The 24,966-nt window shown below is 41.8% G+C and carries 23 protein-coding genes and 1 other RNA gene; 4 read left to right on the forward strand and 20 right to left on the reverse strand.

The window, feature by feature from the left end; genetic code table 11:
- Positions 1–235 precede the first annotated feature (235 nt).
- The 3 genes from MHI41_RS15580 to MHI41_RS15590 form a co-directional block, all read right to left on the reverse strand.
- Positions 236–649 (reverse strand): disulfide oxidoreductase, encoded by a 414-nt coding sequence (locus MHI41_RS15580; protein WP_007500241.1) that lies wholly within the window; start codon positions 647–649, stop codon positions 236–238.
- Positions 646–1,362, reverse strand: coding sequence for a DsbA family protein (locus MHI41_RS15585; RefSeq protein WP_008347618.1), 717 nt, complete (start codon positions 1,360–1,362; stop codon positions 646–648). Before MHI41_RS15585 ends, MHI41_RS15580 begins: the two co-directional genes overlap by 4 nt.
- 116 nt (positions 1,363–1,478) lie before the next feature.
- Positions 1,479–3,578 (reverse strand): heavy metal translocating P-type ATPase, encoded by a 2,100-nt coding sequence (locus MHI41_RS15590; RefSeq protein WP_058213602.1) that lies wholly within the window; start codon positions 3,576–3,578, stop codon positions 1,479–1,481.
- A 421-nt stretch (positions 3,579–3,999) separates the two neighbouring features.
- Here MHI41_RS15590 and MHI41_RS15595 point away from each other — a divergent pair, with 421 nt between their 5' ends.
- Genes MHI41_RS15595 through MHI41_RS15605 form a run of 3 tightly spaced genes read left to right on the forward strand, consistent with a single transcriptional unit; the run spans position 4,000 to position 6,567 of the window.
- On the forward strand, positions 4,000–4,743 hold the full coding sequence (locus MHI41_RS15595; RefSeq protein WP_035701622.1) for a metal ABC transporter ATP-binding protein: 744 nt from the start codon (positions 4,000–4,002) through the stop codon (positions 4,741–4,743).
- Positions 4,743–5,615, forward strand: a complete 873-nt coding sequence (locus MHI41_RS15600; protein WP_007500236.1) for a metal ABC transporter permease — start codon at positions 4,743–4,745, stop codon at positions 5,613–5,615. Before MHI41_RS15595 ends, MHI41_RS15600 begins: the two co-directional genes overlap by 1 nt.
- A 13-nt stretch (positions 5,616–5,628) precedes the next feature.
- Positions 5,629–6,567 (forward strand): metal ABC transporter substrate-binding protein, encoded by a 939-nt coding sequence (locus MHI41_RS15605; protein ID WP_250026623.1) that lies wholly within the window; start codon positions 5,629–5,631, stop codon positions 6,565–6,567.
- Positions 6,568–6,605: 38 nt separating this feature from the next.
- Here the strand turns inward: MHI41_RS15605 and MHI41_RS15610 are convergent, their stop codons facing one another.
- Positions 6,606–7,154: a hypothetical protein gene (locus MHI41_RS15610; protein WP_019743629.1), complete on the reverse strand. Its 549-nt coding sequence runs from the start codon at positions 7,152–7,154 to the stop codon at positions 6,606–6,608.
- Positions 7,155–7,243: 89 nt separating this feature from the next.
- Between MHI41_RS15610 and MHI41_RS15615 the strand changes: the two genes are divergently transcribed.
- Positions 7,244–7,852, forward strand: coding sequence for a TetR/AcrR family transcriptional regulator (locus tag MHI41_RS15615; RefSeq protein WP_019743630.1), 609 nt, complete (start codon positions 7,244–7,246; stop codon positions 7,850–7,852).
- Between the two features lie 14 nt (positions 7,853–7,866).
- Here the strand turns inward: MHI41_RS15615 and MHI41_RS15620 are convergent, their stop codons facing one another.
- The 16 genes from MHI41_RS15620 to MHI41_RS15695 all read right to left on the reverse strand — a co-directional run bounded on the left by MHI41_RS15620 (position 7,867) and on the right by MHI41_RS15695 (position 24,895).
- A complete protein-coding gene (locus tag MHI41_RS15620; RefSeq protein WP_048002947.1) occupies positions 7,867–8,799 on the reverse strand; it encodes a response regulator in 933 nt (310 codons plus the stop codon).
- Positions 8,796–10,112, reverse strand: a complete 1,317-nt coding sequence (locus tag MHI41_RS15625; protein ID WP_048002946.1) for a sensor histidine kinase — start codon at positions 10,110–10,112, stop codon at positions 8,796–8,798. Before MHI41_RS15625 ends, MHI41_RS15620 begins: the two co-directional genes overlap by 4 nt.
- A 117-nt stretch (positions 10,113–10,229) precedes the next feature.
- The gene (gene aspA, locus MHI41_RS15630; protein ID WP_342494299.1) at positions 10,230–11,675 is read right to left on the reverse strand and encodes an aspartate ammonia-lyase; all 1,446 of its coding nucleotides are present in this window, start codon (positions 11,673–11,675) and stop codon (positions 10,230–10,232) included.
- 16 nt (positions 11,676–11,691) lie between these two features.
- A complete protein-coding gene (locus MHI41_RS15635) occupies positions 11,692–12,969 on the reverse strand; it encodes a cation:dicarboxylase symporter family transporter (protein ID WP_007500222.1) in 1,278 nt (425 codons plus the stop codon).
- 175 nt (positions 12,970–13,144) lie between these two features.
- A complete protein-coding gene (locus MHI41_RS15640; RefSeq protein WP_255234054.1) occupies positions 13,145–13,279 on the reverse strand; it encodes a hypothetical protein in 135 nt (44 codons plus the stop codon).
- A complete protein-coding gene (locus tag MHI41_RS15645) occupies positions 13,276–15,711 on the reverse strand; it encodes a heavy metal translocating P-type ATPase (RefSeq protein WP_342494300.1) in 2,436 nt (811 codons plus the stop codon). Before MHI41_RS15645 ends, MHI41_RS15640 begins: the two co-directional genes overlap by 4 nt.
- Positions 15,712–15,795: 84 nt before the next feature.
- Positions 15,796–16,002 carry a copper chaperone CopZ gene (copZ, locus tag MHI41_RS15650; RefSeq protein ID WP_008347645.1) on the reverse strand — a complete coding sequence of 69 codons (207 nt, stop codon included), beginning with the start codon at positions 16,000–16,002 and terminating at the stop codon, positions 15,796–15,798.
- 83 nt (positions 16,003–16,085) lie between these two features.
- Complete coding sequence (locus tag MHI41_RS15655) at positions 16,086–16,391, reverse strand: metal-sensing transcriptional repressor (protein WP_008347647.1); 306 nt, start codon at positions 16,389–16,391, stop codon at positions 16,086–16,088.
- A 97-nt stretch (positions 16,392–16,488) separates the two neighbouring features.
- Complete coding sequence (locus MHI41_RS15660) at positions 16,489–16,944, reverse strand: DUF6376 family protein (protein ID WP_046527449.1); 456 nt, start codon at positions 16,942–16,944, stop codon at positions 16,489–16,491.
- A gap of 255 nt (positions 16,945–17,199) precedes the next feature.
- Positions 17,200–18,798 (reverse strand): histidine kinase N-terminal 7TM domain-containing protein, encoded by a 1,599-nt coding sequence (locus MHI41_RS15665; RefSeq protein WP_008347653.1) that lies wholly within the window; start codon positions 18,796–18,798, stop codon positions 17,200–17,202.
- A 381-nt stretch (positions 18,799–19,179) separates the two neighbouring features.
- Entirely contained in the window at positions 19,180–19,728 is a 549-nt protein-coding gene (locus MHI41_RS15670) for a hypothetical protein (RefSeq protein ID WP_113746976.1), read from the reverse strand.
- Positions 19,729–19,739: 11 nt separating this feature from the next.
- On the reverse strand, positions 19,740–20,237 hold the full coding sequence (locus tag MHI41_RS15675) for a hypothetical protein (RefSeq protein WP_113746975.1): 498 nt from the start codon (positions 20,235–20,237) through the stop codon (positions 19,740–19,742).
- Positions 20,238–20,634: 397 nt separating this feature from the next.
- Positions 20,635–20,998, reverse strand: a transfer-messenger RNA (tmRNA) gene (gene ssrA, locus MHI41_RS15680).
- Positions 20,999–21,179: 181 nt separating this feature from the next.
- Positions 21,180–21,650, reverse strand: coding sequence for an SsrA-binding protein SmpB (smpB, locus tag MHI41_RS15685; RefSeq protein ID WP_008347658.1), 471 nt, complete (start codon positions 21,648–21,650; stop codon positions 21,180–21,182).
- A 139-nt stretch (positions 21,651–21,789) separates the two neighbouring features.
- The gene (rnr, locus tag MHI41_RS15690; protein ID WP_125589640.1) at positions 21,790–24,129 is read right to left on the reverse strand and encodes a ribonuclease R; all 2,340 of its coding nucleotides are present in this window, start codon (positions 24,127–24,129) and stop codon (positions 21,790–21,792) included.
- Between the two features lie 19 nt (positions 24,130–24,148).
- Positions 24,149–24,895: a carboxylesterase gene (locus MHI41_RS15695; protein WP_039963774.1), complete on the reverse strand. Its 747-nt coding sequence runs from the start codon at positions 24,893–24,895 to the stop codon at positions 24,149–24,151.
- Between the last annotated feature and the right edge of the window lie 71 nt (positions 24,896–24,966).

Genomic DNA, 24,966 nt, shown 5'->3' on the forward strand with positions numbered 1-24,966 from the left:
AAAAATAAAAAATAGCCTGCTTAAAAGCAGGCTCAGATTGTTGACAAAGGGCTAAAATGAACTTGATTTTATCCCTTTGTCTTCTTTTCAGCGTGATAGAAAACCTTTGCAGTCTAGGAAGGACGAGTACTGGCGCGGAGCGAATTTGACATTCGTGAGCACCAGCACGCAGGACTGACACCGAATGCGAGGGTTTGTCTACACGCTGCAGCCTGCTTAAAAGCAGGCTATCTCCTCAATCTTCTTTTGCATTTAAAAGTAGCATACTAATGATGATCAGAATAAATGCAATGAGAGCTAAGAGTGGAATGGTGATAAAACCAAACCAGTTCAGATAATCAACGGAACAAGGAATACCGCTTAGACAAGGGCGAATCGATGCAAAGCCTGGAATCTTTTGTTCCATATAATGATAGATGGAAAAGCAAGCACCAATCCCGGCCAAAGGGAGAACGTAGTACTTCACTTTGACATCGCCACGGAATGTAGCAATTCCAAGTAAAAGCACAAGCGGATACATGAAAATGCGCTGAAACCAGCACATATCACATGGAATAAACTTCTTTACTTCACTTAAATACAGGCTGCTCATCGTCGCCACAATCGAGACGATCCAAGCGCTGTATAAGTAAATCAGTTTATTCTTCATGATTTTTTCCCTTTCAGCTCTTGATCAATTAATTCTTTGATTTCATCATAGTCATAAAAGTTTTGGACTTGTTTATTGTTAATGAAAATAGTTGGTGTTGCATTTACTTTGTATTGATTCACCAGCTGATCATCTGTGTTAAGCTGTGGCTGATATGTTTTCTTTGATAGGTTATCTTTCAGCTTGTCCGTATCAATTTTCGTTGTCTTCTTCGCCAATTCGGTGAGCTTTGCTGGCGTTACCCATTCTGCTTCACTATCTGGCTGTGCGTTGTAGACCGCTTCATGAAATGCCCAGAAGTTTTTTGGATCTTCTTTCCACACTTCTTCAGAAGCCAGTGCTGCTAATACCGCACCGTCCCCATGAACAGGCAGTGGTAAATTAATAAATGAGAAGGATACATCGCCATTATCTATGTAGTCTGCTTTCAATTTTGGGAAAATGTCTGTCTCAAATGATTTACATGATGGACATTTGTAGTCCCCAAACTCGACAACTTGCACTTTTGCCTTTTGATCTCCCATGACAGGCTGTCCTTTAATAGACGGCTTACTGTCGACTGTTTGTGCTTCTTGGCTGTTGTTGTTACCGATCACAACGAAAATACCGATGAGAAGAGCTGCAATGATGGTTAATATAACTGCAAACTTGATGGATGAAGATTGATTATTTTTTTTACTCACAAAAGCACCTACCTTATCTTTTTCATTCATTCCTTCACAAAGAAAAAGGATAACAGCTCAGGAAAATGCCATTATCCAACTTCTTCTATTTTAACAAGAGGGGGTCTATTATGAAAGACGCTATTCATGAATTTTTCCTTACAATTTTATTTCATGACCCTCATCGCATTTAAAACAGCCAGTACAGTGACACCAACATCCGAGAAGACGGCTTCCCACATCGTTGCAATACCGAATGCACCAAGTATGAGAAAGACGGCCTTCACCCCAAGAGCAAACGCAATATTCTGCCATACGATGGCTCTCGTTCTTTTAGCGACAGCAATGGCTTCCGCTACCTTTGATGGCTGATCTGTCATAATCACAATATCAGCCGCTTCAACTGCTGCATCTGAACCAAGTCCACCCATGGCAATACCTATATCCGCTCTTGCCAAAACCGGCGTATCGTTTATGCCATCACCAACAAACAATAATTTGTCTTGAGATGCTTTTTTCTCATACAGGTCTTCGATTTTGGCGACTTTATCCTGTGGCAATAATTCAGTGTGAACTTCGTCAATGCCGATCTGCTGTGCGACTGCATTTCCTACTTGCGCAGCATCCCCTGTAAGCATCACGGTTTGAATGCCCGCAGCTTTTAGAGAAGATATCGCTTCAACTGCATCGTCTTTTACTTCATCTGCAATCAAGATAGATCCCGCAAACTCACCGTCTATTGCTAAATACACAACCGTTCCGCTTCGTTTTTCTTTTTCAAAAGAAATGCCCTCTCGTTCCATCAGGCGATGGTTACCTGCCAATACATGGGCTCCGTGAATTGTCGCTTTGATCCCATGACCCGCAATATCCTCGTAAGATTCGATCTGGCTCTCATCAAGAGACGCTCCGTAAGCCGCTTTAATCGATTCTGCAATCGGATGCGAAGAATGTGCTTCTGCCAGTGCCGCAAAAGAAAGCAATTCCTCTTCTGACCATTTCTCATTCGCTGCTTCGATATGAGTGACTGTAAAGTTTCCTTTTGTCAAAGTACCTGTTTTATCAAACACCGCATAGCGCACAGAGTTTAAGGCTTCTAAGTAGTTACTGCCTTTCACTAAAATGCCTCGTTTTGATGCGGCACCAATCCCGCCAAAGAAACCTAATGGAATGGATACAACGAGAGCACATGGACACGAAATGACAAGGAAGACAAGTGCCCGGTACACCCAATCAGACAATTGAGCTGATGGGATGAGAAGCGGTGGTACAAAGGCAAGCAATAAAGCTAGCACGACCACAGCAGGTGTATAATATTTAGCGAACTTTGTGATAAAGTTTTCTGTCTGCGCTTTACGGCTGCTTGCATTTTCGACTAAATCCAAAATCTTCGTAACCGCTGACTCACTGAGCTCTTTTTGCACTTCAATTTCAAGAATGCCGTTTTGGTTCACAAATCCAGCAAGCACTTCTTTTCCTGCTTCCACATCTCTTGGAACAGACTCCCCAGTTAGTGCAGAGGTATCCACAAGAGAATAACCGTCTATCACGCGTCCATCTAAAGGAATTTTTTCACCTGGTTTGACAACAATACGGTCACCCGCTTTGACTTCTTCAGGCTTTACCTTTTTTGTTTCTTGCCCCACTTTGAGGTTTGCGTATTCTGGACGGATATTCATTAATTCGCTAATTGATTTTCTGGAGCGATTCACAGCTGCCCCTTGGAACAGTTCTCCAATTTGGTAAAACAGCATGACTGCCAATGCCTCAGGATACTGCTGAATCACAAAAGCACCAACTGTAGCTATGGTCATTAAGAAGTTCTCATCAAATACTTGACCGCGCACAATATTTTTCAGCGCTTTCAGGACAACATCTCCGCCAACGAGTAAATACGCGGCGAAAAACATGATGAACTTCAGTAAGCCGTTGTCAGGTATAAAATAAGCCGCCGTTCCAATGACTGCACCACCAATTAATTTCAGTACAATCGTTTTTAAATTCTTTGTTCCATGATCGTGATCGTGGTGATGTCCTTCTTCTTTTGGTGATACACTCACATGAGGTTCAATGGACTGAACGGTTTTTTCAATACGCTTTGACATCGTTTCTTGTGCATCAGCATGTGTCACAGTTAATGTACCCGTCGCAAAATTAATTGAGCAGGCTTCCACTCCTTCAAGTTTGCTGACACCTGTTTCAATTTTACGGGCACAGTTTCCACAATCGAGACCGCTTAATACGTATTCATCCTTCATCTTTTTCATGTTCTCACCTTTTTCTATATAAGTAGCCTTCCCTGATTCAATCAAACCTATCAGCTGCTGTAGATATTATATATGAGCACATATTCATATATTGAATTACCCTTATTATATGAGGAGTTCTTACAAACTGTCAATCATTTATAAACAAATTTTTGAGATTTTTCGTATTCAGGATGTCATGTGAATTTTCAATAATCCATGCTCGTGTCCCCTCTTCGTTGCATAACATAAAAACGATCGCTTGATGGGAATATTCAGCATTTCTCTTTACAAAAGAAGGACATACGATTAGAATAAGATAAAAGTTTCCTCAAGGAAACAAATTAGCGTTAGAGAATCATTTCATCCTTAAGTCAAAATTATTAAATGTATGCATATATTTTTAGGAAACGCAATTGATGATCGAAAGGGGCCGCAAGAGATGTCAAATGCTTTAACAATCGACCGCCTGTATGTCTCATACCACGGACAGGATGCACTAGAAAACGTCTCTCTTTCCATACAGGAAGGAACGATGACTGGAATCATTGGTCCAAATGGTGCTGGTAAATCGACTTTATTGAAAGCATGTTTGGATTTAATTGAAAAGGATCAAGGGGACATTCGCTTTTTTGAACAACCTTTTAAACAAGTGAGAAAACAGATCGCCTATGTACCGCAAAGAAATGATCTAGACTGGACGTTTCCTATCCATGTGCTAGATACTGTACTGCTTGGCACATACCCAAAGCTCGGATTGATCAAACGACCGAAAAAAGAAGACCGTGCCTATGCGTACCATTGCTTAGAAAAGGTTGGGATGCAGGACTTTGCCAAAAGACAGATTGGGGAATTATCTGGCGGTCAGCAGCAGCGTGTCTTCCTTGCGCGAGCACTCGCTCAAAACGCACAGCTCTTTTGTTTAGATGAACCATTTGTCGGAATTGATATGGCAAGTGAAGAAACGATGATCCGCATTTTGAAGGAATTACGAGATGAAGGAAAAACCATTCTGGTCGTCCACCATGATTTAAGTAAGGCCGATGATTACTTCAGCCATCTCGTTCTTTTAAATAAGAAGCTGGTCAAAGCAGGCCCTGTACATGATATTCTTCGTCCTGAGGTCATGCTCCAAGCATACGAAACACAGCTGCCATTTTTAAAATCAGCAGGAGGAGACGCGTAATGGAATTCTTAACCGGACTTTTTGAATATGCATTTTTACAAAAAGCGTTATTTACATCCGTTATGGTAGGGATCATCTGCGGCGTCATCGGCTGCTTCATCATTTTACGGGGAATGGCTTTGATGGGAGATGCGATTTCACACGCTGTACTTCCAGGTGTCGCCATCTCTTATATGCTCGGCATTAACTTTTTCTTTGGTGCGGTTCTAACTGGTGTACTGACAGCCATCGGCATCGGATATGTCAGTCAAAACAGCCGCATTAAAAATGATTCTGCCATCGGGATCGTATTCACTGCTTTTTTTTCCATTGGGATCATTTTGATTACATTTTTGAAAAGTTCCAGCGATTTATATCATATCTTGTTTGGAAACGTACTAGCCGTTCGTTCATCTGATATGTGGATCACGCTTGGCATCGGCATTTTCATTTTGCTGGCTGTCATCGTTTTCTACAAAGAACTGCTCATTAGTTCATTTGATCCAGTGATTTCTTCTGTTTACGGTTTACCGAATCGCATGATCCATTATTTCCTCATGACCTTATTGACCTTAGTGACCGTGGCGTCCCTGCAAACTGTAGGTATTATTCTTGTTGTTGCAATGCTTATTACACCAGCTGCCACCGCTTATTTACTGACAGACCGGCTATGGATCATGATTTATTTATCTGCTTTTTTTGGAGCAGTTTCAGCTGTCGTAGGACTTGGGCTCAGCTTTACGTATAACTTGTCGTCTGGTGCTTCCATTGTGCTGGTCGCGACCATATTATTCGGCAGTGCCTTTATCTTTTCACCGAAACAAGGGATATTGTGGAGATCCTTAAAATCGAAGCGAAAACGAACACAGTTAAAAAAGGAAGCGTCTATGTAAAAGGAGGACATATATGAAGAAGGTATTAGCAATCCGTTTGACCGCAGTATGTATTGCCCTTTTGGTCATCGCAGGCTGTTCTACTCAGCAAAAAAGTTCCGGAAAAGATGACGGTACATTAAAAGTTGTCACGACCTACTCCATTCTTTATGACATTGTGAAGGAAGTAGGAGGACAGCATGTCTCTATTCACAGCATTGTTCCCATTGGTACAGACCCACATGAATTTGACCCACTACCAAAGGATGTTCAGTATACGACGGATGCAGACCTTGTTCTATCTAATGGCTTGAACCTTGAAACAGGGAATGGCTGGTTTCAAAAACTGCTTGAATCGAGCGGCAAGGACGGGGATGATGCACCTGTAGCCGAGCTGAGTAAAGGCGTCAAAGTGAAGCATTTGTCTTCAAAAGGGCTTGAAAGCCAGCAGGACCCACACGCATGGCTGAATGTCGAGAATGGGATTCTTTATGCGCAAAATGCCAGAGATGCGCTCATTCAAGCAGATCCTGAGCATAAAGAGGATTACGAGAAAAATGCTGAAACCTATATCAAAAAGCTTCAAACGCTTCACGATGAAGCAAAAGACAAGTTTGATCAACTGCCAAAAGACAAAAAACTCCTTGTCACAAGCGAAGGGGCATTCAAATATTTTGCGGATGCGTATGGACTGAAAGCCGGCTACATTTGGGAGATCAACACAGAAAGTGAAGGAACACCTGGACAAATGAAGCGCATCATTCATTTTGTCAAAGACCATCAAGTTCCTGCCCTTTTTCTTGAAACAAGTGTAGATAAGCGCAGCCTTGAAAGCCTATCTGAGGAAACAGGAGTTCCGATTAAGGGGAAAGTATTTACGGACTCTATCGGCAAAGAAGGTGAAGATGGGGACAGCTACTATCACATGATGAAATGGAATATCGACACCATTTACAAAGGATTGTCCTCATAGCAAAAAGACAGGTGGAATGAGTCCGCCTGTCTTTTTTGTCAACCTGCTACATTTTCTGGGTGTTTTTTCGGCCAAATGACGTAGCTGATGCTAATGATGAAATCAATGGCTAAGACCATCCCCCACACACTGACAAGCTGCATCAGAGATTCCGTTCGTTCTGGTGCTTGGATGAGATAGGTCAATCCATATAACAGCCCCGCTCCGATGACATAAGAGATGAAATGACGTGTCCAGCCCACCATTTCATACAAAGACCGCTCCTTCCCGTACTTTGGTTTCCCCTTTGGCTTAGGACCACCTGCAAAACGATAAGCAAACTTAGCATCCGCCCATTTCACCATTTGATGTCCAAAGGCCAGACTCACACCAATATAAACAGCCGCAAGCCCGTGAATGACGCTCGCCACAGCCCCTTGCTTTAAATCTATATAAGTAGCCGCAAGAAGGATGAGATCTAACACCGGCGTACAGACAAGAAAGAAAGCACCCCATTTTTTCTGTTTAAACACATAACGCAGTGTTAAGCCCATTAGAATAAACAGCCAAAAACCAATTTCACATGCCACAATTAATAAACCGACCAATTTCCCCACATCCTTTTTAACACGATTGTATTAAATAAAAAAATAACACAACTGTGTTAAAAAAACAATAGCTGTGCTAAAATCAATGTATGCCAAAAATCGTCGATCACCATAAACAAAAACAAAAGGTCGCTCAAGCTGCTATGAGAGTGATTAAACAAGAGGGATTGGAAAGTGCTTCTGTACGAAAAATAGCCGTTGAAGCTGGCATTTCAGCCGGCTCTATGCGCCATTATTTTTCCACACAGCAAGAATTATTTCTATTCTCCATGAATTTAATTCAGGAAAGAGTGAAGGAGCGAATTGCTAGGCTTCCATTAAACGGTTCAACAGAGGAAAATGTATTCACTTTATTGGAGCAGGTTCTTCCACTAGACGAAGAACGAATATTTGAAATGGAGGTGTGGCAGGCTTTTACAGTCAAGGCACTGACTGAACCAGATTTACAGCCGCTCAATGCAAAGATGTATGACGAGCTTTTTCAAACCGTTCAATTTTGCTTAATGAAATTGAAAGAGGATGAGCTACTGCTAGATCATGTCGATCTTTTATTAGAAACTGAGCGGCTTTATGCGGTCATCAATGGGCTTGCATTGAATGGAATCGTACAGCCCCATCGTTTACCGCCACAGCTCATGCGCTCCGTGCTACAGATGCATCTTCAATCCATCACAAAAAAAGACATGCCCTCCTTATAGAGAGCATGTCTTTTTTAATCTTCCATAAAAATACGTTTCGCCTCGTAATAAAGCACCTGCACAAATTTCTTCACATTGATACGTGTGTGCTCTTCTCTTCCACTTGTCTCTTTTGTGAGTTCACTCATTTTCTTACGCACAATGGTAAAATCGAAAAATTTTGATGCATAGTTTTCAAAGGTTGGGTGAGAAAAATCGGTTAACCCGAGCGAGGCGATGTGTTTCAATGATTGGTTGATCGCACGTCTTACCCGCTGTTCCGCTGCTTTTGCTTCTCTTGCGATGTCGGCTGATGTAAAAGGTTCGTTTAATTTATCCTCTGTGATGCCAGTGAAAATCACTTTTAATGAAGGAAAAGAGTCGTGCTGATCGGCATGTAACGCTAAATACTGATCTGTGAAAAGAATCATATCTAGTAAATCCTTAGACCCCTTTTCGCCGACAATCCCAAGCTCCGCCAGCAAAAACTGACCTGCTTCTGCAAGACTTTTCCCCCTCTGCTTCGTTTTCGTCTGTCCGCGCTGCTGGAACTGCATGACCGATTTGAGCGAATGCTGAATATTTTCAATTGAGTGCTCTAAATGCAGACGTTCAATCATGAGGTGGAGCACACTTAAGACCTCTACCCGATTGATCGGCTTTGTCACATAATACTCGACACCGAGCGTATATGCCTGGCCGATGAGTTCCTTTGTTTCTACCTGTGACAGCATTAAATATTTCCCATGAAATTCATCCTTGATCGCTCGAATCGTCTCAAGACCGTCCCTTTCCGGCATCAATAGATCAATACACAAAATATCAATGTGCAAATCATTTAAGTAGCTCGCTGTTACTTCAGCACCATCCTCTGCTTCCCCGGCCACAAAGCCAAGCTCTTCATCTTCAATGAGCTGTGCGAGTGAAGAACGAACGGCTTCATCATCATCGACAATAAAAAATCTCATCTCCCATTTCCCTCTTTTCTGCTGACTTGACCAATTGGTATCGTTAAAGTGAACTTCGTTTGTTGATTTGGGATACTCTTCATTTCAACACTTCCGCCAAGCTTCTCGGCTGTGTCTTTCACATAGGAAAGACCGATGCCGCTTGATGGGTTCCCGGCCTGGTCGTATTTTAAAGTGAAGCCCGGTTTAAAGATCACATGATGGTTACGCTCTTTAATGCCTGGCCCGTTGTCACTGACTTGAAAGATCACATCATTCTCTTTCCGTGAAATGGATAGTGATACCTCTCCATTCACCGGAATGGCTTCAATGGCATTGGATACAATGTTATTTAATAAAGATAGAATGGTATACACATGATAAGCAGGGTGCTGTCCTTCTTCATCATAATGAAAAACGATGTGTTTTTTAAGAGATTCCGCGTAATTTTCATGGATACGGATCACAAGTCCAGCGATATGAGCAGGACTTGCATACTCCTGAAATTTTTCCTCATGAATCAGCTTGGATAAAGCAGAAAAAATCCGCTGATTGTCCTTTTTAATTTCGTGTACCTCACCTGCAATTTGCAGGGCTGTTTTTCCGAGCTTTTTCAAATCTAATGATTCCGTATCCTTTGCATGATGCAGAGATTGATACAATTGATATGAAGTAGCTGTAATGTGCTCAGCATGTGCAAGGGTTTTATAAAAATATGTAGATTCCGTATAAAGATTTGACAGCAGCATCAGCAGGTGTTCCTTTTCCTTCTTCATTTGACGCTCTCTCGCCTGTTCTTCGTATAATCGAATCATCGTATAACAAGCCAATACGAAAAAGCTTCTGAAAATCGCCAATACAAATAGTTGAAACAGCGTTCTCACTGTTAAAATTTCATCAATGGCTCCCCTGAGTGCAATCATTTCAACTACACTTGCGCATAGTTCCATGATGATCCCTGTCGCCCCAATCAGCCAAGGCTTATCACGGAAACGTCTGACCTGTAATACATAAAAAAGCGTACCATAGACGACGTAATACAGCAGGGAAGGAAATCTTAAAGAAACGGCCTCTTCCAGCGCTAGGTGGCCTGACACAGCAGTATCAAGAAGCACCCGGAATGCAAACACGGATCCCCCCGCAATGATGCCGCTTGCCCATGCCGGGAATTTTTTCATTTGAAGCAGGATAAAGAAAAAGACAACGGTTCCAAAGCTCACCCGAAAGCTATCCTCAAATGGATAAAATTTCAGCTCTCCACCAATCGGAGTCAGAACAATGAGCATGATAATTAAATAAGGCTCTGTATTCAACCATTTTTTCAGTAGATTCAAACGCAGTCACATCCCTAATAATTGACGATAGTATACTATGTGCGCTTCAGAAAAACAAACAGTCCATGAAAAAACGCACACCGGACATTTGTCGGTGTGCGCTTCTCATGATGCCGCTTAATCTTCTAAACGATCCTTTTCTAAAAGTGATGCACCAGCAATACCTGGTTTCGTCATTTCAAAAGGATTTAAGATGATATCAAGCTCTTCCTCTGATAACACATCATTTTGCAGACAAAGCTCACGTACAGATACGCCTGTAAGTATCGCTTCTCTCGCAATTCGTGCAGCAGCTTCATAACCAATATGCGGATTGACCGCCGTCATGACACCAGCACTCTTTTCTACATATTCTTTTAATCTAGATTCATCTGCTTTTAGGTCACGCAAGCAGTTATCGACAAAGGATTCAAATACATTTTTCATCATACTGAGAGACTGTAGTAAGTTGAATATTAAAACTGGCTCCATGACGTTCAGTTCAAGCTGACCAGCCTCTGATGCAAGGCAGATCGTGTGGTCATTTCCAATGACTTGGAATGCCACTTGGTTCATGACCTCAGGCATCACTGGGTTGACTTTCCCTGGCATGATAGATGAACCTGGCTGTCTCGGCGGCAAGTGCAGCTCACCAAATCCTGCTCTAGGACCTGAAGCCATCAAACGAATATCGTTTGCCATTTTGGACATATTCATCATACATACTTTCAGTGCAGCTGATACTTCTGTATAAGCATCTGTATTTTGCGTAGCATCGACCAAATCTTCTGCTCCAACTAACGGTAATCCGCTAATGTCAGATAGATAGCCAACCACCTGGCGAATATATTTAGGATCAGCATTCAAGCCAGTTCCGACTGCTGTTGCGCCCATATTGACTTCATATAAATGCTGTCTAGACTGCTTGATTCGTTTAATATCACGAGCAAGAACCTTTGCATATGCACTAAACTCTTGACCAAGTCTGATTGGAACAGCGTCCTGAAGATGCGTACGTCCCATTTTGATGACATGATCGAATTCTTGCGCTTTTTCTGTCATGACTTGATGCATGTTTTCCATCGTATAAAGTAGTTTTTCAATCATATTCAATGTTGAAATATGAATCGCTGTTGGGAAAACGTCGTTTGTTGACTGCGACATGTTCACATGCGTGTTTGGACTTAGCTCAGTATAAGCGCCTTTTTCCTTTCCTAGTAGTTCAAGCGCTCTGTTTGCAATGACTTCATTGGCATTCATATTCATTGAAGTGCCAGCCCCGCCTTGAATTGGATCGACAATAAATTGATTGTTCCATTTTCCTTCAATCACTTCATCTGCGGCTTGAACAATTTTTTCTCCAAGACCAGCATATAGTCGCTTTGTATCCATATTTGCAAGTGCGGCTGCTTTTTTGACAATCCCTAATGCTTTGATGAGTTCCTCATGAACATGGTAGCCAGTAATTGGAAAGTTCTCTACTGCACGTAATGTTTGAATTCCATAATACGCTTGAGTGTCTACTTCCTTTTCACCTAGAAAGTCTCGTTCGATTCGAACTTGCTTGTCCTGTAGCTTCGTCATTTGAAAAGATCTCCTTTTACGCTGCTTTTGTTTGTTGTTTTAATTCCTCAATATACTTCTTCGATTTCTCTTGATCAAACACTTTTTCCCACTTAGACATGACAATGGCTGCAAGTGAGTTACCAAATACGTTAACAGTTGTACGAACCATGTCAAGGATACGGTCGATCCCAACGATGAAGGCAAGTCCTTCAAGTGGAAGTCCCATTGCTCCAAGTGTTGTGATGACAACAACGATCGATGCACCTGGTACACCAGCCATTCCTTTTGATGTGAGCATTAAGATTAATAGTAACGTAATTTGCTCATAGATGGAAAGAGGCATGCCGTACATTTGTGCAACAAATATGGCAGCAATGGATTGATAGATGGCACTTCCATCTAAGTTAAAGGTATAGCCTGTTGGGATAACGAACGACGTGATCGCTTTCGGGCATCCGAACTTCTCCATTTTGTCCATTAATCTAGGCAATACAGCTTCTGAACTTGCTGTTGAGAATGCAAGAATGATTTCTTCTTTTAACACTCTAAATAGTGTAAAGACGCTTGTTCCAGCTAATTTTGCGATAATGCCAAGTACGACAATAACGAAGAATGCCATTGTGCCGTAAACGACAAGTACCAGTTTACCTAGCGGGAGAAGCGCTCCGACCCCGAATTTGATCACCGTCACACTGATGAGTGCGAATACACCAAATGGTGCAAACTTCATCACTTTATTGGTCACCCAGAACATCGCTTCGAGGATGCCCTCAAAGAATCCTAACACTGGTTTTCCTTTATCTCCAACTGCTGCAATTCCTAATCCGAATAACACTGTAAAGAAGATCGTTGGTAATAGATCACCTTCTGCAATGGATTGGAACACGTTTGTTGGCACAAGATGCACAATCGTTTCAGAGAAACTAGCTTTTTCGGCAGAAGACTTAGATGTCTCTTCATATTTAGAGATATCGCCTTTCTCCATGTTACTCATATCAATTCCTGTACCAGGATGGAAAACGTTTGCTGCAAGCAGTCCAACTGCTAATGCAATCGTTGTCACAATTTCGAAGTAAAGAATCGTTTTCCCACCGAGTCTTCCGATGGTTTTCATATCGCCTACACCTGCAACGGCTACAATCAATGCAGCAATAACAATTGGAAGAACGATCATTTTAATTAAGTGGATGAATATATCGCCAATTGGCGTTAACACATTAATAACGGTTTCATTTTGATAAAACAGCGCTCCTACGACAACACCCAAAACAAGTGCGATGAGTATTTGAGAAGCTAACCCTAACTTTTTCATACGTGGACCCCCTTTTTTTGATAACGCTTTCTTTGTTGCTTAATCGCATCTTAACGATGAACCTACAAAAAACGACAAAAAGGAACAAAAAGAAGTGAATTTTTTATGAAAAATCTTTTAAAAGGTGGGTTTTTCCACAAAATTGTTAAAAAAAGACTTCGCTTTTGGCGAAGTCTTAATGTTGCTGCATCTGTTCAACTGGCGACTCTTGATGTGGAGAAAATTTGTCATAAACAGCATAACCAATCAGTACAAGCGCCACATAAATCACAGCACTCAACGTCCACACCCATTTGACATTCAGCTTCATTCTGACACACCCTCTCTGACAGGTTTCAACCGCTGTAATCTTAGTGCGTTCAGTACAACCGACACAGAACTAAAGGCCATTGCCGCTCCTGCAAGCCATGGCGCCAGGAACCCAAATGCAGCGATCGGTATACCAATACAATTGTAAGCAAGCGCCCAAAATAGATTCTGTTTAATGTTTCTCATCGTTTTTCTGCTAAATTCAAGTGCATCTGCAATGGCATGGAGATCTCCTGTCATGAGCGTAATATCTGCCGCTTCCATGGCAACATCTGTACCTGTTCCGACGGCCATCCCGATATTTGCTGTTGCAAGGGCAGGGGCATCATTGATGCCGTCTCCAACCATCGCCACTTTTTTTCCTTGTTTCTGAAGCGCTGCAATATGAGCCGCTTTTTCCTCAGGAAGAACTTCAGCGATCACATGATCTATGCCTGCCTCACTCGCAATCGCTTCTGCTGTTCGTTTGTTATCTCCTGTCATCATCACGACGTGAATCCCTTGCTCTTTGAGACGAGCGACCGCTTGAGAAGAAGACGATTTGATCGTATCTGCAACGGCGACAATACCTGCTGGCTCGCGGTCAATGGCAATGAGCATCGCCGTTTTTCCTTGTTCTTCAAGCTCAGTCACAACTGCTTCTAGTGCTTCGCAGCTGATATGATGTTTCTTTAGGAGTTTCCGTGTGCCAATCAAAAGCTCATGTCCTGCAGCTCTTGCTTCAATTCCATGACCAGGATCTGCTTGAAAAGCTTCTACCTCGACCGCTTGGAGACCCCGGTTCTTCATGCCTTCTGTAATCGCTCTGGCAAGTGGATGCTCTGACTGCTGTTCTGCCGATCCTGCTAACTGAAGCAGCGTATCTTCTGTCCAATTGGCAGACGCGATCACATCTGTAAGACTCGGCTCCCCTTTTGTCACAGTCCCTGTTTTATCTAGCACTACTGTATCTAGTGATTGGGTTACCTCTAAGTGTTCTCCGCCTTTAAACAAAATCCCTGATTCAGCTGCCCGGCCGCTGCCTGCCATAATAGAGGTCGGTGTAGCAAGACCAAGCGCACAAGGACATGCGATGACGATGACCGCTATAAAGGTCTCAAGGGCTGCTGTCACATTTCCTGGATCAACAAAGATATACCAAATCAGAAAAGTGAGCACAGCCAATCCTACAACAATGGGGACAAATATCCCTGAAATTTGATCTGCCATTCTTTGAATTGGTGCTTTTGAGCCTTGCGCTTGTTCGACGACTCGAATGATTTGTGAAAGAGCCGTTTCTTTTCCTACTTTTGTTGCTTTCACTTTCACAAATCCATTTTTATTGATGGTTGCCCCGATGACTGTATCTCCTGTGGTTTTATCAACTGGCAGACTTTCTCCTGTAATCATCGATTCGTCGATCGCTGTTGTTCCTTCGATGATTTCTCCGTCTACCGGGACTTTTTCACCCGGCTTGACGAACATAAAATCATTCACTTTCACTTCAGAAATAGGAACGGTCATTTCTTTCCCATCTCGCTCTATCACAGCTTCTTTCGCTTGTAAGCCCATCAGTTTTTGAATCGCTTCTGATGATCTCCCTTTCGCTCTTGCTTCCATTAACTTTCCGAGCACAATTAGCGTAATGAGCACAGCACTCGTTTCATAATAGAGGGCCGCCTCATGTGTGCCTTGAACCGCTGACTGAATACTTTCATATAAACTATAGAAAAAAGCAGCTGATGTCCCTAATGCCACAAGGACATCCATATTGGCACTTTTATTTTTCAACGCTTTATAAGCACCTACATAAAAAGGCCAGCCGACAATGAACTGGACGGGCGCTGCTAATGCGAGCTGAACCCATGGATTCATAAACGCTTCTGGCAACCAAATAAACGATGTGAAAGAAAAATGACTGACCATTGCCCAAAGAAGAGGCAATGACAAAATCATCGAGAACAAAAAGCGTGCCGTTTGTTTCTCAATCGCTACTTGGCGATGGTCTTTTTTTCCTTCCTCTGCATGCTCTTCGGCTGATTCGATTAATGAATACCCAATGGATTTCACAGCCTCTTTTATGTCACTTGGAGATATTTGCCCAGGATGATACGTCACCTGAAGTGACTCAAGCGCAAAGTTCACTGACCCTTGATCAATACCCTCCATCCGGTTGACTTTTTTCTCAATTCGGTTTGCACAAGCCGCACACGTCATTCCCTCTATATCAAATTCGGCTTGCTCCATCACCACATCATAGCCAAGAGATTGAATTTTTTGTTTTAGATCCTCTGCTGTGAGTTGTTCTGTTTCATACACAATGTGGGATGTTTCAAGCGCTAAGTTCACACTGGCGTCGTCCACACCTTCCAACCTGTTCAAGCCCTTTTCAATGCGGCCTGCACAGGCGGCGCAAGTCATTCCCGTAATTTGAAAATCAATTTCTTTTTTCATTTATCTCACCTCTCCACATACTCCATGGGGGTATTGTTATTTTTAAAAAAATACGTGCTGTCTTATGCAGCACGTATGCTCATTTTATACGACATCATATCCCTGTTCTTCAATGACATCAGAGATCTGGTGTAACGTGATTTGATCTGAGTGAAAGGAAACCTCCACCTGACCCTTATCTAAATGGACTTTCACAGATTCAACACCTGCTAATTCTCCTACATTTCCTTCGACTGCTTTCACACAATGTCCGCAAGACATGCCTTGCACTTGTAGTGTTGCTTGTTCCACTTCTCATCGCCTCCATCAATCATTTTCTATTCTTACTATACCCTAGTAGGGTATCATTGTAAACATAAATGATCCGCTGTTTGCTACGATTTTGTCAGCTTCGTGAAGACATTCATTAACTCCTCAATGGCTTCATCCCCATTACCGCTCTTAATGGCATCTGCTACGCAATGATGTGTATGCTTTTCCATTAATTGAAGACTCACTTTTTTTAAAGCTGCATTGACAGCAGAAATTTGATTCACGACATCTATACAGTAACGATCGTTTTCAATCATTTGCTGAATCCCTCGCACTTGACCTTCCACTCGTTTTAAGCGGTTGATTAATTGCTCTTTTTCCTTCTCGGCTCTAGGCGAAGCGATATGTCTTTCTTCTTGTTCTGTCATCTGATCACCTTTTTTCTATCATACTTGTCTTACATTCAATTAAAGCATATCTTCACCTGAAAAGGCAAAGATATGCTGAGATCACCGTTTGTTTATCCTAGTTTGTCAACTGTTCAATATCTTGCAAAAGGTTGACAGATTGCTGAAGCTGCTTCATGAGGCCTTGCTGATCCTCTAAAATAGCTGCAGCATCGAAGTTGTCCATTTTCAATTGCTGTAAATAGGTTTGAATCTCCTCTGACAGTACTTTATTTTTCTCCATGATTTGTGCGTGCAGGTCTTTTGCTATCGATGGTGCTGTGAGTTCATTAAATTCTTGAATGTCTGCTTTCAATGATTCAAGCTGCTGCGTCAAATCTGCTCTTTTGGCAGCATCTTGTACAGCTTCTTCCGCAAGCTGTGGAAAATCCTCTGTGAATTGCTGAATATCCATCACATACTCATTTGCTTCTGTGACATATGTCGTTGTATCGTTCACTTGGTCTAGCAGTCCTGAACATCCACTTAACAAAAACGTACCGGTAAATAGAAACGCCATCACATGTTGTTTCAAGATCCATCATCCTTTCATCTGCTATGTTGAAACCCCTCATTTGTCCAGCTCCCAACCACACAGATGCAAAAAGACCTTAAAAAAAGCCAGACCTTTGCCTCAAGTGTGATAGGCAAAGGTCTGGCTAACATGTTCATGCCGGAATGGCCGAGAAACAACGGATGTTTCTGTAATGACGACCAAACCGTAAAAGCTACTCCCCTTTAGGAAACCGTTCAAATGTTATGTTTATCATATCTAAATGAAGGACAACAGTCAATGAGAAGCAGGCGGAAGATCCTGCTTTTGGTACAGCATATAGTCCGAACCAGTTGATGCATAAATCCGATTACGTCCTTGGCGTTTTGACATATACAAGGCTTGATCTGCCTCAAATAGAAGCGTTTCTAATATAGAGGGATCATTCGCTGTATGGGCGACGCCAAAGCTTGCTGTCACTCTTACTTTTTTCTCATCTGTCTGAAAGAAACTCACTTCAAATGAATGTCTCATTTGTTCCGCAATACGACATGCCTCTTCAAATGAATGATGCGGCAGACAAATGGCGAACTCTTCTCCACCATATCGACCAAATAAATCATCCATCTTCAAATGCTGCTGACAAATGGACACAACATGGCGCAACGCCTCGTCTCCAATGTGATGGCCGTGCGTATCATTGATTTGTTTAAAGAAATCAATATCAAATAGAAGTATTGCAGTATCCTGCGCATCCTCTTCCAATAACATCTGCGTTCGTTCAATAAAGGAAGACCGATTGAAGATATTCGTCAAACCATCAATATATGCTCGGCGCTCCAGCTCTTCCTGCAATAGTCGCTGCTCAGTAACATCACTGATCACAATTTGCCTGCCTTCGACTTCGCCTCTTCTATTAAAAAGAGAAGAAGCAGTGAGATGATAATAGAAGGGCTGCTCTTTTTCCCACATTAAATCATACTGTGAATGATCCTGCGGAGAACGCAGCCACTGTATAAACGCTGGCTCTTTGATGATCCCTGAGAATATATCATCGATTTTATAGCCGATTCCCTTTTTAGCGAGCACAGGAATGATCAATGCAGCCGCAGGGTTATAATCAATCAGTGTTCGGTATCGATCCAATATAAGAACACCTTCTGACATATGTTCAAACACACGCTCCATCGCAATGGGAGAGAGCTTAAAGAGATGAAAAGACATAATCGCCCATAAGTAGAGTGCGTTGGTTAAAAACATCACCACTGGTACTGGGTCAATGTGAAAAGGCGTGACACCTAATAAATAGATAAAAGAAGTCGTGATCGGTAATAATATTCCAACGAGCAAGATCAGAACCTGTTTCAAATAATCTTTCTTCACACGTAAAAACCAAAGCAGCATAAAAATAGCGAGCATGGAACAACCAAATGTATAGACCCCATGAATGATATACCAATAGCCAATGGTAAAATCAGCCAATAAAAACCCATCTACTGTATTCATCGTGATGCTTCGGTAAAAGAGTGAATGAAAAGAGTTGGTGAACACCAGAATGGTGGTTAAAATTGGAATCAGCAAGAAGAGAAGCACGCGGCGCTTTGTTACATATTGATGGAAACCAGTAAACTGCAGCACAATCATCAGGCTGAACGGTGCAATGAACGGAAGACCTATGTATTGAAAACTAACCCAGAATGTAATTTCTTGAGGGGTGCGCGCCAATAATTCAAATGTATGTCCAAAAATATAAATCGCAGTTGCTCCAGACATATACATAAACAATTGACAGCCAATATACCGATGGCGATTTGCATGAGCAATGATTGATAATATTACGGACAGAATGCCAGAAACACTCATGATCACAATAAAATGTAAAACAATCGAATCCATGTAAACGCCCCAATTTCAGTTATTTAGAACTAGTCTAATCTTACTATATATGAGGACGTCTCAAATGGGAAGATGTGATTTTGAATTGGTTGGCGGTTTTTTGGAAAGTTTCGAATGTTTTCTGTTCATGAGGCCTTATCCTTTTCACTATTTTTTATGCTTCACTTGGAGAAGCATATTGTGATAGGAGAAATATCAATGTCTAATCGTTTTCATAAGTTTCATCTATTAGGACAAATCGCTTTACAGCGCTTTCTCAATAGATTCTAGATTAAAGGTATCTTCACTAAAAAACTATAAAAAAACACAGCAGCATAACCGCTGTGTTCTGCATTAATAGCTATTTAGTTGACTACTTTACTCATTGACGATCCTCCTTTTTTATTTTTCGCTGCCGCTTAGATGTTTCGCATAAACAACCTTATCAAGCTCTCTATCTGCATTCTCGATCTCAACGGTCACGTTGTCATGGCTGACTGAGACGTCTTCCATAAGGGCAATATCATAATCAGCAATCATGGTAGGTGTGTTGTCAATAATATATTGGTAATCAGTACCGGCGCGAAGTACATGCTTATGTGCCTTTTTGAAGCTATGTGGAACGTCGTCTTTGTCATCACCTTCGTCAATAAGCTTTTGAGCGCGTTTGAGGGATTTTTCAACGTTTGCTTCCCATTTTTTATTTCCAACAGCTGAGTTACTCATAAGGTCGTTATATGTGGCAGCTTCATCTTCGAGTGCATTCATATGATCGTCATACCATACGAGATATGCTTCCAATTCAGCATTTGTTTCTTTTGATGATGCGCTTTCTTGTTTTTTGTTTGATGACTTGCTACTTGTTGTTTCTGTTTTACCACACGCTGCTGTTAGCGCTAATACGAATACTAAAAGGATTGTTGCAATGATCGACTTTTTGTTTGTTTTCAAGGTCTGTTTCCTCATTTCTTATCGTTTTTTGAATCGCTTGCTACTTTTTCAACTTCGTCGTCTGCTTTCTTCGTTTCTTCAAGGGCTTTATCAAGTCTGTGCTCAATCACATTGAGTCCATCTACCGTATTTTCATCGATTGTCTTAATCGTTTTAGGTGTTTCATCAATTAAGTATTGATACCCTTCGCTTGCTTTGACCAAATGCTCATGTGCTTTTTTGTAAGCAGCAGGTGCGTTCTTTTTCGCTTTTACGTCATCGACAACTTTTTGCAGATCATCTAGTGATTTTTTAACGTTTTTAGCCCATTGGTCGTCGGTAGGGTCAGCCTCCATCATACGCTTTGCGTATGTAAGCATAGCATCTTCAAGATCGCTTCGATTTGATTCGTACCAACTAACGTATTCTTTTTCTGAGGCTTTTGTGTCACCGCATGCTGCACCGAATGCTAAAAGCATGACTGACATCATAATTACTGCCAATATCGATTTTTTATTTCCTGATTTCATAAGTACTTATCCTCCTAGTTTACTTTCAACATTTTTGTTGAGATTTTTCCAAATACCGAGTTTGTTCGCAATTTTCTGCTTTTACATTGAACAATTTGTTCTATCTTCTTCATTTAATTAAATAAATTTTCGTAAGAATATAGTAATGGTTAAATATCCCTACATTTCATCATCGGCTAAATAAAGATGTTTGTTTAGAAATTAATTCAATTTTTATAACATAAAAATACTATAATGGAAGATATCCTATGTTTTTTAAACAAACAACTATTATTAAATAAAAACATAAAAAAAAGACGCTATTCATAGCGTCTTTTTTTGAGTAATTAGATTTTCATGATACCAGTCCCGCATCAAGGGCTTTCAAACCCTTGATATGACTGCATTCTAAAAGTTTTGATGGAGACGGTGGGAGTCGAACCCACGTCCAGAGACATCGATTACTTAAGCGTCTACGAGCGTAGTCAACATATTTACGTGTTCACTCATCCTCATGCCTGCTGACGGGCGCTTGGAGAGCTAGTCTGATGGATCTCTTCTTACGTCCTCAGACGAAAACGTAAGCGTAGCCTACTTCATTGGGCTCCTCACAGACACATAGGCGATGTCAGGAAGAGCTCGCTGCGCTTATTAGGCAGCTAGTGCTAAGTTTTGGTTAAAACTTTTAGTTTTGCCAGTTACATTTAGGTGCGTGTTAACGAGATCGCCTCTCGGCTCGCAGCCTAAGCTCGAACCATCCCTGTCGAATCCGTAACGTCCCCTTGTAAAAGGGATATACGGGATGGAAACGTTCTTTCGCTTAACTGCTTCCGTATATGACTATTATAACAATCTCATCGCTCGAAACAACTGGTGGTTTCTGTAAAAAGACGACGATGATTGTTTACTGCATAACATATTGTAGCATAATGCTTCCGCTCTCAGCAAGCCATCTGCACGCGTCTAGAATTGCTTTTGCCGGTCACGGAAAGCTCGCTCGATTTCACGTTTCGCATCTTTTTTCTTCAGATCTTCACGTTTATCATATTTCTTCTTCCCTTTACCGACTCCAATTAGCACTTTGGCAAAGCCATTTTTCAAATAGAGTTTAATGGGAACAAGTGAGTAGCCCTCTTCCTTTGTCGCACCAATCAATTTACTGATTTGTTTGCGGTGGAGCAGCAGCTTTCTCGTTCTGAGCGGATCATGGTTATAACGGTTCCCCTGCTCGTATGGGCTCACGTGCATATTGTGAAGAAACACTTCTCCTCGTTCGATTTTGGCAAAGGAATCTTTTAAATTCACTTTTCCTGCTCGAATGGATTTGATTTCAGTTCCTTGTAATACAAGGCCGGCTTCGTATGTTTCTTCTATAAAATAATCATGGTTGGCTTTTTTGTTTTGGGAAACAACCTTTCCCTCTCCCTTTGGCATTGGCGTACACCCTCCTTTTGGCACAGACACGGTCCAAATCGTACGGATTATTTTATCAAACAATCCAGCTTTCGACAATGCTGCTGCCACGTGGTCAAAAAGCAAATAGAGCGTGATGCCCTATTTGCTTTTTGTCACGTTACTTTTTCTTTTTGCGCTTTTGTTTCGGTGCGTTATCAAATACGCGTTTTTTCTTTTTCTTCTTTTTACGACCTGTAAACCAGTCGCCGCCTTTATCCTCTTTGCCTTTTTCCGCAGAGGCCTTTTGACCTCCGCGTCCTTTTTTGGCTGGTGGATCTGTCCGTTTTTTGAACTTGAAGTCTTTTGGTGATTTACGGCGAGTGCCTTTCATCCCGACGATTTCAAAATCAATGGAATGCTCATCTTTATTCACACTCACCACTTTGACAGTAATTTCGTCACCGATACGGTAGACATTCCCTGTACGTTCACCAATCATGGCAAAGTGCTGTTCATCAAAACGATAGTAGTCGTCAGTCATGTAGCTCACATGGACAAGGCCTTCTATCGTATTCGGCAGTTCAACGAATAGTCCGAAATTCGTGACGGAACTAATCATACCATCAAACTCTTCACCGATTTTATCAAGCATAAACTCTGCCTTTTTCAGGTCATCTGTTTCGCGCTCAGCATCAACAGAGCGGCGCTCCATTGTAGATGCATGATCTGCGATTTCTGGCAGCAGTTGACCCCACTTTTCAAGGGTCGCTTCGTCTGTCTTTTTCTCTATTAAATAGGTTCTGATCAGCCTATGCACGATTAAGTCAGGGTAACGGCGGATTGGCGATGTGAAGTGTGTATAAAATTCGGTAGATAATCCAAAATGTCCAATGCTTTCTGGATCATACTTCGCCTGTTTCATTGAGCGAAGCATCACAGTTTGAATCACAACTTCTTCCGGCTGATCACGGACGGCATCAAGTACACTTTGAAGTGCGCGCGGGTGAATGTTCGTTGACGTCCCTTTCACAATGTAACCAAACGTCGTCACGAACTCTAAAAAGCGCTGAAGTTTCTCAGGATTTGGTTCTTCGTGAATTCGGTAAATGAACGGAACATTCATCCAGTGGAAATGCTCGGCAACTGTTTCGTTTGCCACCAGCATGAATTCTTCAATTAATTTTTCGGCAACAGAACGCTCACGAATAACTACGTCTTTCGCTGCGCCTTCATCATCTACAAGCACTTTTGCTTCCTTGAAGTCAAAGTCGACTGCTCCACGCTCCATTCGCTTGTCACGCAGAATTTCTGCAAGCTTCTCCATCTCTTGGAACATTGGTACTAACGGCTCGTATTTGTCTAAAAGCTCTTCATCTTGGTCAACTAAAATCTTATTCACATCGGAATAGGTCATTCTTTCCGTCGTCTTGATCACACTTTGGAAAATTTCGTGTTTGACGACTTTCCCACTTCGATCAATGATCATTTCACAAGAGAGTGTGAGACGATCTACCTTCGGATTCAATGAGCAAATGCCATTTGACAGGCGATGAGGAATCATTGGAATGACGCGGTCGACAAGATACACACTCGTTCCGCGCTCATAGGCTTCCTGATCAATCGGAGAGTTTTCCGTTACATAGTGAGAGACATCCGCAATATGCACACCCAGTTTGTATTTACCATCATCCAACTTTTGCACAGTAACCGCATCGTCCAAGTCCTTTGCATCTGCACCGTCAATCGTCACGATCGTTTCATTGCGCAGATCACGTCTACCTTCAAGGTCCTTTTCATCGATCGTTTCAGGTGTGTCTGCTGCCTGCTGGAGCGCTTCTTCCGGAAACTCACCTGGTAGACCGTGTTTATGAATAATCGACAAAATATCGATGCCAGGGTCATTTTTGTGACCAAGGATTTCCGTCACTTCACCCTCTGCGCTCATTCTTCCTTCTGGATAGCTTGTCAGCGTGACAACGACTTTATGACCTTCAACCGCTCCGTTTTTAGCGGATTTTGGAATAAAGATATCGTTTGTGATTTTTTTATCATCAGGGATGACAAAACCAAAACTTTTCGTTTCTGTATAGGTACCGACAACCGTCTGAGTATTACGCTCCAGAATACGGATGACCGTTCCTTCTTTTTTGGTGCCATTTGATTTGTGGCTGACACGAACCATGACGGTGTCGCCATTCATTGCTGTGCCTAGCTCATTTGGCGGAATGAAAATATCATCCTGTCCAAACTCTTCTGGTGTCACAAATGCAAATCCTTTTGCATGAGCAGACAGCTTCCCTTTTACCAAGTTCATTTTTTCCGGTACACCATAGCGGTCGCTGCGGGTACGGACGATAAGTCCCTGATCCTCTAATATCACAAGTGCTTTGACGAGCTCTTTATAATCATCTGGATTGGTAATTTCCATCATGACTTCTAATTCCTGTACCGTTAATGGTTTGTACGCCTCTTCTTGCATAAACGCAAGTAATTCATCCATAAATTCTTCTTTTTGCACACTCTAACCCCCTATATATTTAAATTGACCAATCGAGTGATTCTAAGAATGCATATACATCCTGATGAACCTTCTCTCGCTCTTTATCAAGCGTGATAACATGGCCCGATTCTTCATACCACTTTAAATGTTTTTCATCTGTCTCTACTTCGTTATAAATAATGTTTGCACTGTCTGTATTAATCATATGATCATGACGTGCCTGAACAACAAAAGTAGGTGAATAAATCATGTCAACATTGTTTCTGACATCTGCAATGAGTTCTTGCAGGCCTTTGAGCGTGCCCATTGGTGTTTTCTTGAACTCTTCCATCTCTTGCTCAATTTGATCCTCAGACTTACCCTCGAATTTTTTATAGTTACGGGCATAATCTAGTACACCCTGATACATGACTTCCTCACTTTTTATGTACATAGGTGCACACATAGGTACAATTCCCTTTACAGGTACAGTGTAACCTAATTTCAATGAAAAAACTCCTCCGAGGGATAGTCCGCAGACCGCAATTTCCTCATAACCTTCGTCTTTTAAAAATTGATAGCCTTCTTCTACATCTTTCCACCAATCTGTAGGACCTGTATGAACAAGCTCCTCTGGCGGTACACCGTGTCCTTTGTATTGAGGTGCATGGCATGTATAGCCTCTTTCATTCAAATAACGCCCAAGCATGCGAACATCGGCTGTATTCCCAGTAAAACCGTGAAGAAGAAGCACCGCCTTTTCTCCACCTTTAAACGTAAATGGTTTTGGTGTAACAACTTTCATGATGTGACTTCCTTTCCTTCTGATATGGTTTATATTTTCCACTTGTATGTATGAAACAAACACAAAAGAGT

The organism is Bacillus sp. FSL M7-0307 (assembly GCF_038627835.1).
Classification (GTDB): Bacteria; Bacillota; Bacilli; order Bacillales; family Bacillaceae; genus Bacillus; species Bacillus altitudinis.

Bases quoted from the DNA above. Each gene is read 5' to 3' on its own strand.
- MHI41_RS15695 (WP_039963774.1), bottom strand. From the start codon at position 24,895: ATGAAAGTTGTTACACCAAAACCATTTACGTTTAAAGGTGGAGAAAAG.
- MHI41_RS15605 (WP_250026623.1), top strand. From the start codon at position 5,629: ATGAAGAAGGTATTAGCAATCCGTTTGACCGCAGTATGTATTGCCCTT.
- MHI41_RS15635 (WP_007500222.1), bottom strand. From the start codon at position 12,969: ATGAAAAAGTTAGGGTTAGCTTCTCAAATACTCATCGCACTTGTTTTG.
- MHI41_RS15655 (WP_008347647.1), bottom strand. From the start codon at position 16,391: ATGACAGAACAAGAAGAAAGACATATCGCTTCGCCTAGAGCCGAGAAG.
- MHI41_RS15620 (WP_048002947.1), bottom strand. From the start codon at position 8,799: ATGAGATTTTTTATTGTCGATGATGATGAAGCCGTTCGTTCTTCACTC.
- MHI41_RS15665 (WP_008347653.1), bottom strand. From the start codon at position 18,798: ATGGATTCGATTGTTTTACATTTTATTGTGATCATGAGTGTTTCTGGC.
- MHI41_RS15595 (WP_035701622.1), top strand. From the start codon at position 4,000: ATGTCAAATGCTTTAACAATCGACCGCCTGTATGTCTCATACCACGGA.
- aspA (WP_342494299.1), bottom strand. From the start codon at position 11,675: ATGACGAAGCTACAGGACAAGCAAGTTCGAATCGAACGAGACTTTCTA.
- MHI41_RS15590 (WP_058213602.1), bottom strand. From the start codon at position 3,578: ATGAAAAAGATGAAGGATGAATACGTATTAAGCGGTCTCGATTGTGGA.
- MHI41_RS15645 (WP_342494300.1), bottom strand. From the start codon at position 15,711: ATGAAAAAAGAAATTGATTTTCAAATTACGGGAATGACTTGCGCCGCC.
- MHI41_RS15640 (WP_255234054.1), bottom strand. From the start codon at position 13,279: ATGAAGCTGAATGTCAAATGGGTGTGGACGTTGAGTGCTGTGATTTAT.
- MHI41_RS15675 (WP_113746975.1), bottom strand. From the start codon at position 20,237: ATGAAATCAGGAAATAAAAAATCGATATTGGCAGTAATTATGATGTCA.
- MHI41_RS15615 (WP_019743630.1), top strand. From the start codon at position 7,244: ATGCCAAAAATCGTCGATCACCATAAACAAAAACAAAAGGTCGCTCAA.
- MHI41_RS15580 (WP_007500241.1), bottom strand. From the start codon at position 649: ATGAAGAATAAACTGATTTACTTATACAGCGCTTGGATCGTCTCGATT.
- MHI41_RS15600 (WP_007500236.1), top strand. From the start codon at position 4,743: ATGGAATTCTTAACCGGACTTTTTGAATATGCATTTTTACAAAAAGCG.
- MHI41_RS15585 (WP_008347618.1), bottom strand. From the start codon at position 1,362: ATGAATGAAAAAGATAAGGTAGGTGCTTTTGTGAGTAAAAAAAATAAT.
- smpB (WP_008347658.1), bottom strand. From the start codon at position 21,650: ATGCCAAAGGGAGAGGGAAAGGTTGTTTCCCAAAACAAAAAAGCCAAC.